The sequence below is a fragment of the Cohnella kolymensis genome, from assembly GCF_000829465.1.
In the GTDB taxonomy this organism is placed as follows: Bacteria; Bacillota; Bacilli; order Paenibacillales; family Paenibacillaceae; genus Cohnella; species Cohnella kolymensis.
In genome coordinates this window covers 577,948-593,137 of sequence record NZ_JXAL01000001.1, presented here as the reverse complement: position 1 = coordinate 593,137, position 15,190 = coordinate 577,948, and the positions used below count along the sequence as shown (strand labels likewise).

The 15,190-nt window shown below is 49.3% G+C and carries 19 protein-coding genes and 1 pseudogene; 10 read left to right on the top strand and 10 right to left on the bottom strand.

What is annotated here, in order from left to right; translation table 11 throughout:
• Window positions 1–14: 14 nt before the first annotated feature.
• Both SD71_RS02835 and SD71_RS21880 read left to right on the top strand, forming a co-directional pair.
• Window positions 15–2,666 carry a metallophosphoesterase gene (locus SD71_RS02835; protein WP_052475880.1) on the top strand — a complete coding sequence of 884 codons (2,652 nt, stop codon included), beginning with the start codon at window positions 15–17 and terminating at the stop codon, window positions 2,664–2,666.
• Between the two features lie 71 nt (window positions 2,667–2,737).
• Window positions 2,738–3,805 (top strand): HupE/UreJ family protein, encoded by a 1,068-nt coding sequence (locus SD71_RS21880; protein WP_052475879.1) that lies wholly within the window; start codon window positions 2,738–2,740, stop codon window positions 3,803–3,805.
• Window positions 3,806–3,839: 34 nt separating this feature from the next.
• Here the strand turns inward: SD71_RS21880 and SD71_RS02825 are convergent, their stop codons facing one another.
• Window positions 3,840–4,145, bottom strand: coding sequence for a cysteine hydrolase family protein (locus SD71_RS02825; protein ID WP_235426962.1), 306 nt, complete (start codon window positions 4,143–4,145; stop codon window positions 3,840–3,842).
• A complete protein-coding gene (locus SD71_RS24635; RefSeq protein WP_235426961.1) occupies window positions 4,103–4,270 on the bottom strand; it encodes a hypothetical protein in 168 nt (55 codons plus the stop codon). The genes SD71_RS02825 and SD71_RS24635 overlap by 43 nt, the downstream gene beginning before the upstream one ends.
• A 191-nt stretch (window positions 4,271–4,461) precedes the next feature.
• Between SD71_RS24635 and SD71_RS23835 the strand changes: the two genes are divergently transcribed.
• The 3 genes from SD71_RS23835 (at window position 4,462) to SD71_RS02815 (ending at window position 6,525) form a co-directional block, all read left to right on the top strand.
• Entirely contained in the window at window positions 4,462–4,638 is a 177-nt protein-coding gene (locus SD71_RS23835) for a hypothetical protein (protein WP_161793322.1), read from the top strand.
• Window positions 4,639–4,891: 253 nt separating this feature from the next.
• Complete coding sequence (locus SD71_RS02820; protein ID WP_152619314.1) at window positions 4,892–5,380, top strand: hypothetical protein; 489 nt, start codon at window positions 4,892–4,894, stop codon at window positions 5,378–5,380.
• Window positions 5,381–5,538: 158 nt separating this feature from the next.
• Complete coding sequence (locus SD71_RS02815) at window positions 5,539–6,525, top strand: oxidoreductase (RefSeq protein WP_041059155.1); 987 nt, start codon at window positions 5,539–5,541, stop codon at window positions 6,523–6,525.
• 10 nt (window positions 6,526–6,535) lie between these two features.
• Here the strand turns inward: SD71_RS02815 and SD71_RS02810 are convergent, their stop codons facing one another.
• The 5 genes from SD71_RS02810 to SD71_RS02790 all read right to left on the bottom strand — a co-directional run bounded on the left by SD71_RS02810 (window position 6,536) and on the right by SD71_RS02790 (window position 9,669).
• Window positions 6,536–7,255, bottom strand: a complete 720-nt coding sequence (locus tag SD71_RS02810; RefSeq protein WP_041059152.1) for a peptidylprolyl isomerase — start codon at window positions 7,253–7,255, stop codon at window positions 6,536–6,538.
• Between the two features lie 166 nt (window positions 7,256–7,421).
• The gene (locus SD71_RS02805) at window positions 7,422–7,865 is read right to left on the bottom strand and encodes a ferritin-like domain-containing protein (protein WP_052475878.1); all 444 of its coding nucleotides are present in this window, start codon (window positions 7,863–7,865) and stop codon (window positions 7,422–7,424) included.
• A gap of 119 nt (window positions 7,866–7,984) precedes the next feature.
• Window positions 7,985–8,491, bottom strand: a complete 507-nt coding sequence (locus tag SD71_RS02800; protein ID WP_041059149.1) for a L,D-transpeptidase — start codon at window positions 8,489–8,491, stop codon at window positions 7,985–7,987.
• Between the two features lie 84 nt (window positions 8,492–8,575).
• On the bottom strand, window positions 8,576–8,791 hold the full coding sequence (locus SD71_RS02795; RefSeq protein WP_041059146.1) for a hypothetical protein: 216 nt from the start codon (window positions 8,789–8,791) through the stop codon (window positions 8,576–8,578).
• 56 nt (window positions 8,792–8,847) lie between these two features.
• Window positions 8,848–9,669, bottom strand: coding sequence for a hypothetical protein (locus SD71_RS02790; RefSeq protein ID WP_041059143.1), 822 nt, complete (start codon window positions 9,667–9,669; stop codon window positions 8,848–8,850).
• 213 nt (window positions 9,670–9,882) lie between these two features.
• Here SD71_RS02790 and SD71_RS02785 point away from each other — a divergent pair, with 213 nt between their 5' ends.
• Complete coding sequence (locus SD71_RS02785; protein WP_041059140.1) at window positions 9,883–10,284, top strand: phosphate-starvation-inducible protein PsiE; 402 nt, start codon at window positions 9,883–9,885, stop codon at window positions 10,282–10,284.
• A gap of 22 nt (window positions 10,285–10,306) precedes the next feature.
• Here SD71_RS02785 and SD71_RS02780 read toward each other — a convergent pair whose 3' ends face one another.
• A complete protein-coding gene (locus SD71_RS02780) occupies window positions 10,307–10,987 on the bottom strand; it encodes an SOS response-associated peptidase (RefSeq protein WP_041059137.1) in 681 nt (226 codons plus the stop codon).
• Between the two features lie 176 nt (window positions 10,988–11,163).
• Here SD71_RS02780 and SD71_RS02775 point away from each other — a divergent pair, with 176 nt between their 5' ends.
• The 3 genes and pseudogenes from SD71_RS02775 to SD71_RS02765 all read left to right on the top strand — a co-directional run bounded on the left by SD71_RS02775 (window position 11,164) and on the right by SD71_RS02765 (window position 13,128).
• Entirely contained in the window at window positions 11,164–11,535 is a 372-nt protein-coding gene (locus SD71_RS02775; protein ID WP_041059134.1) for a hypothetical protein, read from the top strand.
• Between the two features lie 5 nt (window positions 11,536–11,540).
• Window positions 11,541–12,808 (top strand): annotated as a pseudogene (locus SD71_RS02770) (DNA polymerase IV).
• Window positions 12,805–13,128, top strand: a complete 324-nt coding sequence (locus tag SD71_RS02765) for a YolD-like family protein (protein WP_041059131.1) — start codon at window positions 12,805–12,807, stop codon at window positions 13,126–13,128. The pseudogene SD71_RS02770 and the gene SD71_RS02765 overlap by 4 nt, the downstream one beginning before the upstream one ends.
• Before the next feature lie 72 nt (window positions 13,129–13,200).
• On the opposite strand, the gene SD71_RS02760 is transcribed toward SD71_RS02765, so the two are convergent.
• Both SD71_RS02760 and SD71_RS02755 read right to left on the bottom strand, forming a co-directional pair.
• Window positions 13,201–13,458 (bottom strand): type II toxin-antitoxin system RelE/ParE family toxin, encoded by a 258-nt coding sequence (locus tag SD71_RS02760; RefSeq protein WP_041059129.1) that lies wholly within the window; start codon window positions 13,456–13,458, stop codon window positions 13,201–13,203.
• Window positions 13,421–13,738 (bottom strand): AbrB/MazE/SpoVT family DNA-binding domain-containing protein, encoded by a 318-nt coding sequence (locus SD71_RS02755; protein ID WP_041059128.1) that lies wholly within the window; start codon window positions 13,736–13,738, stop codon window positions 13,421–13,423. Before SD71_RS02755 ends, SD71_RS02760 begins: the two co-directional genes overlap by 38 nt.
• A gap of 153 nt (window positions 13,739–13,891) precedes the next feature.
• Here SD71_RS02755 and SD71_RS02750 point away from each other — a divergent pair, with 153 nt between their 5' ends.
• On the top strand, window positions 13,892–15,157 hold the full coding sequence (locus SD71_RS02750; RefSeq protein ID WP_041059126.1) for an MFS transporter: 1,266 nt from the start codon (window positions 13,892–13,894) through the stop codon (window positions 15,155–15,157).
• Window positions 15,158–15,190: the final 33 nt, after the last annotated feature.

Here is a 15,190-nt window from a genome sequence, read left to right as displayed (position 1 = left end):
AGGATGGTAGATTGATGAAAAAAGCGCGGAAACAGCTTGTCATGTCCTTATTATCATGCAGTCTGGTGGCAATGAACTTTATGGGTACGTCCCAAACGTTCGCTGCCGACACTGTCCAGCCGATCAGCCTTTCAGTCAAGGATCAGGAAATCTTGAAAGGGACGCGCGTGATCAAAGGAGTCACGAATAACAAAGCGGACCAGTTGACACTGTCCATTGACGGTAACCCCGTTGCTGCCGAACAATTTCAGAACGTACAGCCGGAGCTTCTTGTCGATGTGAATGGATTTGATTCAGGTTACAAGAACGGAATTATGATCGGGGATCAAGTCGTGAAGGTAATCGACGGCAAGGTGACGAACTTCGAGACGGTTCGCGTACCGATTCCCGAGTCGCTTTTACATACAGGAGCAAATACCATTTCCCTTCATTCGGGCAACAGCACAGCGCCTAACTCCACGACGGGCAACAACGATGATTTTTCCGTGGAAAACGTTCGACTGGTGCTCGGGGATGGAACGGTATTGCCGGTTGAAGACGTGAAAGTAAAGATGGGCGACGGCTCACAGGTTACGCTGAGTCCGACGGGCCGTGTCTCTCTTGGAGACGGTCTACCTGCGAATGACCTGATGGCCAAAGAGATGGCGGATTTCCTGTTTACCCTTCCGGAGATCAATTTTGCCGCCAAACAGTATACGTGGGATACGACCAAGACTGCGGACGGCAAGCATACGGTCACTTTGAGCGCCAAAGGACCGGACGGAGAAAAGCAGGCCATATCTAACGTAGTCGTGGATAACACCGCGCCCGTATTCGAGTCTATTTCTCCTATTGACGGAAAAGAGTATAAGGGCAACATCGACTTTCATGCAAACGCCAGTGACGCTACAACAGGGATCGACAAGCTGGAAGCAAAGCTGGACGGTGAGGCCATTAAGCTGCCGGCATCAATCGCCGGTCTGGACATGAAACCGGGGACACATCAGTTTTCCGTGAACGCAACGGACAAAGCCGGAAACAAGCAGACAGCTGAAGCTGCTTTCGTCGTGCTGGAGGAACACCCTTACAAGCCTACCCAACCTACCCCTGTCGACGGTGAGGAGCGGGCATCGCAAAATCCGAAGCTGAGTGTGCTTGTCAGCGACCCCACGAAGGATCCTCTCGATGTCACCTTTTTGCAAGGGTACCGGACAGACTTGAAGGAAAGAGCCTCCAATAAGGCATTCGTAAACACCACAGACCGCGAGCCTCCGCTTGAAATGGAAGCTGCGGGAGAGAAGGAATTTGCCGACGATCAGTACGCATCTGTAGAAGCCAAGGACGGTAAATATCTCACGACGAACTCCAAAGACAAGTTCCCTTACCATCGTTTCGACTTGAAGCTGGAGCAGGATCTGTCGGACATTGAGGACGTGGAAGTGATGTGGGAAGGACACTCGCTGCCTCACCGCCAGGTCACCTTGTATACTTGGAACTTCAATACGAAGCAATGGGTTGCGGGCGCGAGGGGTATGGGGGATAAAGACTTTACTCTGAAAGCTAAAGTGAACGTAGAAGACATGGTGCGGGACAACGTGGTTCATGTCCTTGTACAGGACTTGATTCCTTCTCCGGACGCATACGATTTTACATTTGCCTGGATTACGGATACGCAATATTACTCCGAAAAATACCCTCATATCTATGATTCTATGAATCAATATATCGTAGATAACCGCGACAAACTTAAAATCGATTACACCATTCATACCGGCGATATCGTGGATAGCTGGGATTCTCCGCAGCAGTGGGCTAACGCGGACAAGAGCATGAAAATCCTGGACGATGCCAAAATGCCCTACGGCGTCGTATCCGGCAACCATGACGTCAACTTTGAAAAAGCCGATTATGCGGAATATTACAAGTATTTCGGACGCGACCGTTTTGTTAACCAGCCGACCTACGGCGGGGATTTAGAAAACAACCGCGATCATTATGATCTGGTTTCTTCCAATGGCAATGATTTTATCTTCTTATACTTGGGTTGGTCCATCGATCAGCAAACGATAGATTGGGCGAACGACGTATTGAAGAAATACCCGAACCGCAATGCGATTGTTGCCACCCATATGTATATTTCGCCGAACGGAAAGTACTCGGGACAAGGGCAAGAGATGTGGGACAAAGTCGTCGCGAACAATCAAAATGTGTTTATGGTCGTCTGCGGTCATCATCACGGCGTGGCTTATAACGTGAAGCATGCCCCGGACGGTAGGACAGTCATTGAGATGTTATACGATTATCAATCGGGACCGGAAGGCGGCTCGGGTTATTTGCGCCTGCTGCATTTTGATACCGAACACCAGCAATTGATCGTTAACACGTATTCACCGTACAAGAACGATTACAATTTCTATGAGGACTCGAGCAAAGACGAATTCACCCTCCCTTTGAAGCTTAAACCGGTTGAGAAGCAGGTAGCCACCGATTATATTGCGGTGAATCTCTACGGCAAAAAAGTGATCGACAAGCAGTCCGCTGTGAAAAGCGATACTTTAGCGAAAGCGCATTGGAAAGGGTTGGGCAAAGACGGGACGTTCTTCTGGTACGTGCGTTTGGCGGATCAGTATGGCGGGCGTCAAGTCTCGGATATTTGGGGATTCACGACCAAAGCTGAAGCAGAATGAAAAGCGGAAGAAGTTGCTTAACGTTAGCCACCTTTGTTTGTTTTGTGCTTCTCCAGTTGGTGTCTGTATGCATGGATTGGGTGCCGGCCGCGAGTGCACATTTTGCAACGGTGGGGCATTCCGATATTGAAATTCGAGACAATACCGTGAGCTATACTCTTGAGCTTGATGCTCAAGAAGTCGGACAGTGGCTGGACCTGAATTCCGGTGAACGGGTTTTCGTAATTGAACCTAAGGCCGCTCAGGAGAAGGCGACTGAGAACGGAGACGCCGGCTTCTCTGAGCTCGAGTCATTGGTCTCCCGCTTCTTATCTGTGACAAACAACAATGTGCCGGCCAAACCCGAGTTGTTGGATTTCAGTCCCATGAAGCGGGGAGACAACGAATTTATTCGCATGCTTATAGACTTCCGGTTCGACCAGCCGATCGAAGATTACAAGATTCAATACAGCTTCTTTTTCGACGACATGGATCCGAAGCATCAGAACTTTGCTCAGTTGCGTGTGAATGATAAAGTCTCGGACTACGTCTTTCAACAATCGAACAGGACTACATCGGGAAGTGCCTTGCAGGCTGACAAGCACGTCCAAGGCTCGGATTGGTCTGGGACCCTGCGGACATATACTTTAATGGGGATGAAGCATATTTGGGAGGGCTACGATCACCTGTTGTTCCTGATCGGGTTGGTTATTTTAAAGCAAAGAAAATCTGATTACCTCAAAATGTTAACGGCGTTCACATTAGGGCACAGTATAACTCTGGCACTCTCGGCTCTTGATATTTTCACGATATCGTTAAAGATTATAGAGCCGTTAATAGCGCTAAGTATTGTTTATATTGCGGTGGAGAATATTTGGCTGAAGCGTCCATACCGGAGATGGGCCATTGCACTTGGGTTCGGATTGGTCCACGGCTTCGGCTTTGCCGATATTTTGCGAGGAGCGCTGGGCGGCGACTTCGTTCTGTCGCTTTTGTCATTTAATCTTGGGGTCGAAATCGGACAGGTGGCTGTTCTGGCTTTGCTGCTGCCTTTGCTTTGGCTGCTTGGAAAGGCGAGAAGTTATCCGGCATGGATGCGAGGGTTGTCCGGCGCAATCGGGTGCCTGGGGCTGTTCTGGTTTATTGAACGTATAGTGTAAAAAACGCAGGCTGCCCAAGAGGCAGCCTGCGCCGTCAAGCACCCACTAAGAACGCAATCACGGGATCCGAAATCAAGTCCCGATCACGGTAAGTCGTGTGTATGACATCATCTTTTGAGCTGATAATTCCATTTTGCAGCATGACAGCCTTGAAGCCCCTCTCCAACGCGCCGTTGTAGGTGAACAGGACACATTGCTCTGCCGCGAAGCCCGCGATGATTGCCAATTCGACTCCGTTGCCGTTCAAGATTTGCTCCAGCTCCGTATGCCAGAAAGCATTCGAAAATTCTTTTTTGACTACAATATCCTTGGCATCAACCTCAATCTGCGGAATGAACAATCCGGCTGTGACGCATCCGCGTCTTCCACGTCTTGAATATGTATGACGCAGTGATCTTTGGAACGAAGCAGGTCCGCCATGTAATTGATGTAAATGCACGCTCTGGGGACTTTGAATTGTTCCATTTTGTCCTCCTCCCGGACTAGTATGTGGAGCGTAAACTCCCCATTCAACGGTATTCGATATAAGGTAAAAAATTCCTTTTGCAATCCAGGTGACAAAAGTCACTGGAAGAAAATTACTCTTCTCACTAATAGCGACAGGAGTTTCCCGCTAAGATAAACATATGCATTCCAGGATACGGGGAGGAATAAATATGTTTATTAAAATCGCTCGTCTGGCTGGGAAGCTGCCGATCCGGCATATGCTCTTCAAGTCGGAACAAAAATGGTTGTACCAAATGGCAGGTGTCGGGTTTGTCCTCGGAATATTCAGTTTTGCCTGTTTGCTGTTGCAGAAGTCGGGACTCGCATTTTCACCGGAACTTCGCTAGATAAACCCAGCTCGATTTGCACGGCATTCGGGGTGTTTTTAACGACCACTGCGCTGTTAATACCGCTAACCGGAGTTAGCAAGAAAGCGAATATACGTTTCCAGCGGCTGTTATTGATAGCCGTGTATTATGGCTACGCCGTTGAAGTCATTCAAGTCTTCCGCGGTCTTGACCCCCGCTTCGGAACCGGCAACTTCTATACGAATATCTTGCCGGGGATTGTGTACGGGTGCTGTTCTTCGGCGTTATCCTCATGTACATCTGGCTTATGCTGCAATTTTTCACCGCACGTTCGTACCAGATCAATCCGCTGCTTGTCCTTGGCATCCGCTACGGTCTGCTGGCATCTATGTTAGGGTTTGCCTCAGGCCTCTGGATGGCTGTGGTTCAAAGCCGGTATTTCGGCGAGCACGGTAATATTCTGGATGTGCATTTTCTAGGTTTTCATGGGCTCCAGGCCGCGCCTGTTCTCGCACTTTTATTGGGTAAATGTACGGCCGCCGTCGTCAGGCGTCATCGTTTACTGCATGCGGCCGGACTGCTATGGTTCGCATTAGCGGCTTACGCTTTCGTACCGACTTACCTGGGTCGTTCGTTGTTCACTTGGTCCGATCCTTGGGTGCTGCCGGTATATGTTCTATTAGCGGTATGGGCTGCGGTGGCGATTGGGGTGTTGGTCATGTTTATGAGACGCCGAACAGCTTTGCCGGAAAAGACATCGCTGGCCGCCACTGCCTCGTGAAAATCACAACAGCTTTAGAAGCGAAGCCAGGCCGCAAGCGGCCTGGTTTTTTGTTTGCGCTGAGAAAAGTCACATGCTAAAAATGAGCCTGTGCTGCGGTGTCTTTTTGCTATAAAAGGTGAAATAATAAAGAGAAAACTTGTTTCTAGGAGGATACTATGGATTCTTTTAAAGCGTTAGTCGTTGATAAAGTGAACGGTGAAGTTGTTGCGTCCAGCCGGGTGATGAAAGTGGAAGATTTGCCTGAAGGACAACTGCTCATTAAAGTCTCATACTCGAGCATCAATTATAAGGATGCCCTAGCTTTTTCGACGAACGGCAATATCGTGAAAAATTATCCTTTTGTACCCGGGATTGATTTGGCCGGTGTCGTGGTGTCCAGCAGCGATGATCAGTTTCAGGAAGGCGATGAAATCGTTGTTACGGGGTATAAGTTAGGAGTAAGCCATTTCGGCGGGTTTAGCAGCTTCGCGCGGGTGCCGGCGGAATGGGCTGTAAAGCTGCCTGACAATTTAACGTTGAAAGAGGCTATGATTTTTGGGACCGCAGGGTTCACAGCAGCGTTGTCGGTATTGGAGCTGCAAGAAGCCGGCGTTCTTCCGGAAAGCGGGCCGGTGCTGGTCACCGGTGCAACAGGAGGAGTGGGAAGCGTAGCTTTGGCGATCCTGGCTCGACTGGGATACGAAGCGGTTGCCAGCACGGGTAAGGCAGAGATGACAGACTATTTACTTGGGTTGGGTGCAAAAAGGGTGATTTCGAGGGATGAGCTTCTGTCCGGTGAGATTCCTGCGTTGGGTAAACAACTGTGGGCGGGGGCGGTCGATTGTGTCGGCGGTAAAACATTGTCCTCCATATTGCCGACCCTGCAATATGGAGGAGCAGTTGCCGCGAGCGGCCTAACCGGAGGAACAGAGCTTGCGGCAACCGTATTTCCGTTTATTCTTCGCGGCATTCGTCTGATCGGAATCGATTCGGTGTTTGCCGGCATGAATAGACGGAAGCAAGTCTGGCAGCTGTTGTCCTCCGATTACAAACCTGCGATGCTTGACCGCATGAGTGAGGAGATAGAGCTGGAACAAGTGCCCGAGTATGTACCTGTCATCCTGAAGGGACAATCCCGCGGCAGAGTGGTCGTTAAGCTGTAGAAATATTAACTTACTTAACTTTCTCGGGTTCCTTGTATTCGACGCCCTTCGTATCGACGGTCATTTTCTTGATGGCCATCGGGTTTTTAGGACGGTCTTGCGCGCCGGTAGGCTGGTTAACGATTTCATCAACGGTTTCCATACCGTCAGTGACCTTGCCGAAGCCTGCATATTTCGCGTCCAAATGAGGCGAATCCGCAACCATGATGAAGAACTGGGAACCGGCTGAATTCGGGTCTTGCGTACGCGCCATGGAGAGAACGCCTCTTGTATGTTTCAGGTCGTTCTTGAAGCGGTTGCCGCTGAATTCTCCGGGAATGCTGTATCCGGGTCCGCCCATGCCGGTTCCTTCAGGATCGCCGCCCTGGACCATAAAGCCCGGAATGACGCGGTGAAAGATTGTGCCGTCATAGAAGCCCTTCTTCGCGAGCGAGATGAAGTTGTTCACCGTATTCGGCGCGATTTCCGGGTAAAGCTCAACAGTGATCTTTTTTCCGTTGTCCATTTCAATTGTTACCATAGGATTATCCTCCTTGTGTAATGGGTCTTCGCTGGCAGCAGGAGCTTCGCTTGAGGCCGGTGCCGTGCTTTCGCCGGCGGCAGGAGCTTCACTTGAGGCCGTTGCGCCGTTTCCGTTCGGCGTAGTTTCCCGCTTTCCGCAGCCTGTTGCGACAACCGCTACAGCCAAAATAAAAACCAATAAAACCGATAACTTGCGCCTGGCGTTCATTTTGTTCTCCTCCCTGTGCTTGTCCCGTGTATTTTAGCATACGGGATGGCGGAAAATCCAATGAGTGGGAGCAATTCAACCCGTGCTTTTGTGCAAGCTGTCTTATGTAACGACCGTATGGAACACGGTCGGAAAAGCGAAGCCATCCCGGGGGATTTCAAAGCAGTTAGGAGCCAGATTGATTTCTTGTTAGAAAATACAGAAACCATACAGCGTGGTTTTGTTCGTCGGCCGATGCGCGCCTGAAATAGTCTTTTATAAATGGGACAGTACTTTTTTGAGCAATATCCAAGTAGAAATCCACGGTTTCCTGTTCGTCCTTAATCGCAAAGTTAAGTCCTGCGCGGTAGTCTGAAGGACATTGTTCCACGATATGAGGTGTCGGCTGCCTGCCGCTTAAAGATTTGTAAATTTGTGAGAACACTTTAAGGTGCCGGAGTTCATCTTTGCGAATTTCAACAATCCGATTTCTTTCTTCTTCATTAGGAGCCATTCTCGCCAACTGCTCATAGCAGGCAGCAGCACTATATTGACCGTTGACCGCTTTTTCAATATCTTTAATTAGACTGGCGTCGGCTGGGAAGCGGAAATAAAAGTTGTAATCATACATTTGATCATTTCCCTCCTAAATATCACTTCTCCCTAATTTATTTTGTAATTACGCTTAGGTGTATGTCCCCCTTTCAATAGAAAAAGAGATGACAGGTAAGTCATCTCTCCATACAAACTTTATTTCTGAATGAGCACCAGAGTACCCGTCTTTATCTGGTCATACAGCCACCGGATCTCCTTATTGTGCAGTCGAATACAGCCATTCGAAACGTATTTGCCGATGGATTTCTCATTGTTGTTGCCATGGATTCCATAAGCATACGACGTTTTGCCGTTCCGCGTAACTTCCAGTCCGAGCCAGCGGTCCCCGAGTGGATTTCTAGGATCGCCGCCTTTAATTTTCTCTTTGTAATAAGGCCGGTTCTTCACTTTCTCATGAATGGCGAACAATCCCTCCGGCGTGTAAGAGGGTTTCCTTCCTGAAGCCACGCGGAACGATTTACTCAACTTTCCGCCCTCATAGAAGAACAGCTTGTTCATGCTTTTATCGATGATGATAAATTGCTCGTATTTCGCATACTTCTTGGCAAGCTGAACGGTCTCCGCATGTGCAACAAGTCCGAATGGAATGAAAAATAGGCACAACAGAGTAACTATATAACGGTAAAAACGCATTCCTCTCATCTAGTTTCCCTCCCCCTGACTGACAATATATGCAGCCATAAGGGGGGATATGGAGGGTTTAGAGGAAATTAAGGAAAACCAGGCTTATCTTTTTCTCATCTCAAAGAATTCGCACTCTGTTCTTGAATGATAAGCGAGCTCGCTGACTCCTGATTGGGCGACAACGATTTGATCGTCGAATCGGATAATGATACCGCCGGAATCCACAATCTGGTCGTCTTTAAAGACTCGCAGAGGGATATGATGCTCCATAGCCTCTTGGAAATCGCGGTCGATGAGTAATTTGCGGTTTTGTGCCATGCTTTGCTCACTCCTTAATGTCCTATATTACAACATTAAGGGCATGGATTTCTATTTCATGATACCGGAATTTGAGCTTTCACTTTCGAAATGATACCGCTTATTCGGGTCTCAAGCGCGTGAATTTTTTGCTGCTGCTGTACAATCTGGCGGGAAAGGAATACGAGTGTTTCCAGAGAGTCGAATGTGCGCTTGGCGTCGGTCTTTTTTATGGCATATTTGAAATTGGTCCAGACTGGGGACAGGCCTTTCCTTGGGAGGCTTGCCGCGCTTCTTTGTGCTGTGATTTGCACTTTAAGCGGATCGATTGCCGCCAATGCGTCGCGCAGCGTTTTAATTGTACGGGCTGTCGAATCTTTTGCTGTTTTTAAGGCAGTTTCCTTTGCATCAATGTCCTGCCGTGCCAGTTGTACCGCCAATTTCATAACATCGGCTTGGGCGCTGAGCGCAGCGGTCAGATTTTTGTTTTTCAACTTTCTCGATGCAGAGATCTGTTTGTTGAGAGCAGTGTAACCGGCGAACAGCGGTTTGTACCGCTCCCGTGTCTGCTTCACTTCGGTGTCCAGCTTCTTCAGCTTATCGGCATCGATTTCTTTAATCTGCTTACGTACGGCAATCAGCGCCTGTTCGTTCTGATAATGAAGAGCTTTAATTTTCCCTTCCCAATTTCGGTCTTCCTCCTGGTAAATGCCAAGAGCGTTATACAGGCTGCTCATCACTGCGGCCGTTTTGCCGTCTGCGGACGCCGCCGTTTTGTCGAAAGCGGCTTTAATCGGCGCGGTTAACTCCACCGTGGCGGCGCTCATCGCTGCAGGGATGGAGGTCAGGCAGACCAGGGCGGCCAATACGGTGAATATTACTTTCGAAACTCGGTTCATTTTACATTCCTCCTTTAATTGTAGACAGCAAAAAAGCACCTGCAAGAAAGGCGGTATCGGCCTTTGCTTACGGGTGCTTCCGTCGTAAGAGCTGCATATTTGATTTCTGTTCATCCAATATAACCGAGTCCGGCAGAGGGTGTCAAGAGACGCGTTTCAGTGAATACTGGTCATTGTACGGGCCATCCCCACAGAAAATAGGAGCATGCAGATATGACAATTTCGAAATGGATACGTAACGTCGTTCATGGCTCGCAATTCGTGATGAATGTGTCTCTGATCTCGGTTATGATCATTCTCCTGTTCCTCATGCTGAAGGAAGTCGGGTCGGTTGCGTATCTCGCATGGACGGGAACTGCAGATGTGCATGAAGTATTGATTGAAGTGGTAAACTTTTTTCTATACTTCGCTTTTATTTCGATGATTTTAGTGTATTTCAAAGAAAATTACCATTTCCCGCTCCAGAATCTACTCTACATAGGTATGACCGCCACGCTTCGCTTTATCATAATCAATCGGGACAATGCGATGCAGAACGTGCTGCTCGCCATCGTTATCGTATTGCTGCTCATCGGGTATGTCATCATCAGTCCAAAGCATAGAGGAAACGCATAACAAGGAAATCACTGCGGCTCTGTCAAAACAACACCGGCTGCTCTTCGATGCATTCCTTCACGTCGTTCTTCACATTCCCGACCAAAGGAGACACCGGATAAGCCTTCATCTCATCGGCGGAGTACGGGGTGAGCAGGCCGGTGAGCGCATCCACATCATTATGATCCCGGTTCAGCCACAACGCTTCGTCCTCGGGACGCAAGATTACCGGCATGCGGTCGTGAATATCCTCCATCAGGCTGTTCGGCCTGGTCGTAATAATCGTACACGTGCTTAATTTGCCGCCATCCGGGCTTGTCCAAGTGTCATAAAGAGCGGCCATGGAGAAAATGGAGCCGTCCTTCATCGTAATCCGCATCGGCTGTTTTTTGCCCCCGTGCTGCTTCCACTCATAAAATCCGTCCGCCGGTACAATCGCTCTTTTGCGCTGAATCAAATTTTTAAAAGATGCCTTCTCCAGAAGCGTTTCCGAGCGGGCATTGATCATTTTGCTGCCGATCTTGTCGTCAGAAGCCCAGGAGGGCACCAAACCCCAGCGAAGCTGGCCGATCCGGTTGTTCTGACCGTCATGAACGATGGCCGTTACATTCTGCATCGGAGCTACATTGTAACGCGGTGTATGGTAGCGGTTCGTGGGCATGTCGCTCATGTACCGCAGCATTAATTCTTCAATGGAAACTACGATCGTATATCTTCCGCACATCATCGTTCCCCCCTTTTCTAAGTATAAGCCCAGTTTCAACAAACACAATGTTGGGAAAAAATAAACGTGGATAATCGAACTGATGTTCGTATATAATAGACATCACGCACATATGTTCGCATATAATATTATGCACCCTAGAAGGGCAATTTTATCCAAGAGGCAGGGGAAACCGCATGAAGCCTCCGATGCTGAACAAAGAAGAGCTGCGAATGGTGAAGGAAGCGATTCTAATCCCTGTTATGCTCGATTACATTCAACGCGACATTCATACGGCTCACTCGGCGGGATTTAAGCTGGATTTGGTTTTAATTCGAGGCTTGCAGAAAGTGCAGGACGACATTATTAACGAACATTATTTGTTGAAAAAGGAGCTGCGGGAGCGCGGGATCAAAGTGCTTCCGGAGAAGCAGACGAGAACGGGAATAGAGGCCGATTACTTGTGCCGGGGTTATCAGCATCATATTACGCTGCTCTGGGGGACGGTCCGGACGGAAGCTCTGAAAAAAGCAAGCCGGTACACAGGGGTGCAGCTGACAGATGGGTGATCGAGATGGCAAAAGGTGCTGACAGAGTCATTATGCTCGCGGACTGCCAGAGCTTTTACGCGTCCGTGGAGAAGGCGGCAAATCCGCAATATGCCGACAAACCGCTCGTTGTAGCCGGAGATCCGGAGCGGCGAAGCGGCATTATACTGGCGGCATGCCCCCTCGCCAAGCAATTCGGCGTCACGACCGCCGAGACGCTGCGCGAAGCGCTGGCCAAGTGTCCCGATCTGGTCGTGATCAAGCCCGAATGCAGCTGTATATCGATACTTCGATCCAGATTACGGATATTTTGCGCACATACAGCGATCTGGTGGAGCCTTATTCCATCGATGAGCAATTTATCGACATTACCGGCAGTCTGAAGTTGTTCGGAACGCCCACGGAAATTGCGCAAGCCATACAGGATGACGTCCGCAACGCTACGGGCATTTACACCCGTCTGGGCATCAGCTACTCCAAGGTAACGGCGAAGATGGCGTGTGACCTGTGGGCGAAAAAGAACAAGGACGGTCTGTTCGTGCTTCGGAAGGAAGACCTGCCGACGACGCTTTGGCCGCAGCCGATTAACAAGATGTTCATGGTCGGAAGCCGGATGACCGCTCATTTTACCTCAATGGGACTGCCCACCATCGGGCACCTCGCCCAAACTCCGCTTGCTGAACTGAAGCGGATGATGAAGAAGAAGTTCAACAAAAACTGCGATATCGATGCAGAACTCTATTGGCGCATGGCGAACGGAATCGATGACAGCCCGGTCAGTCCGTATACGCATGAAGAAGCGCCGAAGAGCGTCGGGCACCAGATGACGCTGCCGAGGGATTACAGAACGCTGGATGAGATTAAGGTGATTCTGCTGGAGCTGACTGAGCTGGTGTGCCAACGCTGCCGGAGCATGGGCTACATGGGCTTTGTCATATCGGTCGGGTGCCAAGGCGCGGACTTCGAGCGTCCGACCGGGTTTTACCGGCAGATGAAGATGCCCGAGCCGACGAATGTGACGAACCAGGTGTACCATGCCGCGGTTGAGCTGTTCAAGCAGCACTGGCAGAAGCTCCCCGTGCGTAAAGTCGGGGTCAGCCTGTCGCAGCTCTCTAATGAAGAAGAATATCAATTATCGCTGTTCGACGAACGGGAGCGGTTCCGCTTGTTGGAGAAGACGACGGATGCTTTGAAGCAGAAGTATGGCAGTACCGCGATCATGAGAGCTGTCTCGGTTACAGAGATGGGGCAGGCCAAGGACAGGGCAGGCAAGATCGGAGGACACTACAAATGAGGAAAAAGCTTGAAGGCAATGGACTGTGGGAATCAAGCCGGATGATGCTGCCGGAGCATAAGGAACGGATTTTGGAGGTCAATCATGAATTGGTCCGCAAGGAGCAGCCGATTCTGGATCCGTATAAATGGGAAGAGATCAACGAGCGTCTAAGCGACGCTTACCGGAACGGGGAGGCGGTGCGGCTGGTGCTGTGGGATCCGTTCGAGAACCGCAGCATCACCGGCATGATCACCAAGCTGGATGTATTGGCTTACCGGATTCTCATCGCCGGACAGTGGGTGAAGCTGTCCGGCATTCTGGAAGTGGAATTTGCATAAAGAGCACGATAAAGCAAAAAGGCCGACATGTGTCGACCTTTTTGCTTAGGCTACTTTAAAATCCAATCAATTCTAATATTTTTTCAAAACATCATGATGGCCGATAGCCAGTAAAATTAAAGTGTCGGAATTTTGTTCATAAATAATTCGAATATCTTTATTCACATAAGCTTCCCCAAAATTTGTGCCCTTAATACGATGAATCTGTAGCGAAGGGTGTTTCGGATTATCGGTTAGAAACTTAATGGCCTTTCTTCCCTGCTTTTGTTCGATTTCCGTTAAGGCAAAGAAATCATCCTTGAACGGGGTCGTCAGAATCATTGTCGGCATCTTTTCCACCCAACTCTTTAAGGAGATCCGCTTGGTTCTGGATCAGCTGAAATTTCCCGGTTTCCAATGCTTCTTTGCTTTTTCGCATTTTTTCTTGCCATTTATCCGTCCAAAAATATTCCTGGCTCTTATCGTGCCAAGAGACAGGCTTTAAAAAGATGCCGCCATCACGTTCTTCAATACTAATAAAGTCACCCTCATGTAAATCGAATTCCTTAGATACTTCTGCTAAACTAATCAACATTCTTTTTTGAACTTTTTGAATTATCAAGTCACTCATATCTATAGACTCCTAATACAACTCTATTCTATAAATTAAAAATACAGTTAAACTGTAATTACAGCATAGCAGAAAAGAAATCACCAGTCAACGTTTTCAGACTTCCTCACAGCGGAATTACAATATATGGTATGATTTAAGGTGTCTCTACTAGTGGAAAGCGGGGAACCGATCATGCTCGCTCTGCTTCGTTCTAATCCGATGTATTTGCGTTATTGGGTGGCGTCATGGCTTTCGGAGCTTGGCGACTGGTTTCGGAATATGGCCTTGATGTATATGGTATTAACGCTCTCAAACAACTCCTCGTTCGCCGTATCCGTTATCCTGTTTTGCGAGTTTGCGCCAATTTTTATCTTCGGACCGTTAATCGGCGTGTTGGCAGACAGGTGGAACCGCAAAAAAACGATTCTCGCCGCTAACCTTCTGCGGATCGGATTTGTCATTTTGCTGATCGGCGGGTATATGATGGAGTCTCTGCTCGTGCTCTATATCGGCGCCTTTCTCTGTTCGCTGGGGACGCTGCTGTTTCGCTCTCCTGCGCCCGCATTTATGATGCAATTTGTGCCCAAGGATGATTTGAAAACAGCGGCATCTTTGCGCCAGATTACGTTCAGCACGATGCTGATGCTCGGTCCCGCGCTCGGCACTTTGGTGTATATGCAGCTTGGGGCTTCAGTGACTCTGCTCGTTAACGTTGTGCTCCTGCTCGGTAATGTTCTTATCATCAGTTCCATCCGAGTCCCGGGTGCGGACGCCGAGCAACAAACGCGCACAGGAATACAAGGCATCCGGGACGATTTTAAGGAGGGCTTTCGCTACGTTATACATAACCCTGTCTCCCGGATTGTTATGCTTTCGTGTATATTTTTCGGCTTAGGCGCCGGGATCATCCAAGTGCTGCAGGTGTTTGTAGTAACGGACTTTTTAGGAATGGCGAAAGAGGTGCTCTCAATCATCCTCTTGATCGAGGGTGTGGCGATGCTTGCAGCCACCTTCTTCATACACAAATTGAAATGGCCGCACGACCGGTTTCTGTCTGTCGGAATGCTTTGCATGGGCATAGGCTTTACGGCAATGGTCGTGTATCCTGCGCTGTGGGCGTTATGCGTCGGAGTCATCGTTTACAGTGCCGGCCAAGTTGGAATCAACGTCGGCCTGTCCACATTAATGCAGACCAAGGTGGATTATGCGTATCAAGGAAGGGCAGGCACTGCGATCAATACAGTCTTCATGGGCTGTATGGTCATCTCACTAATCAGTGCCGGTTGGCTTCACGAGTTGTTGGGCCTTCGTGCAGTCTTCGCCGGCGGGGGCATTGTCGCGGCCTGCGGCGGACTGCTTTGCGGGTATTTGTTTCACAAGGAGGACGCATTCTTGCGGAGCAGCCAGGTGCCGGTTTCCAACGCGCAAAGCGGCTAAGCCGCCTTACGGCCTGTCGCGCAAATGCCGCGG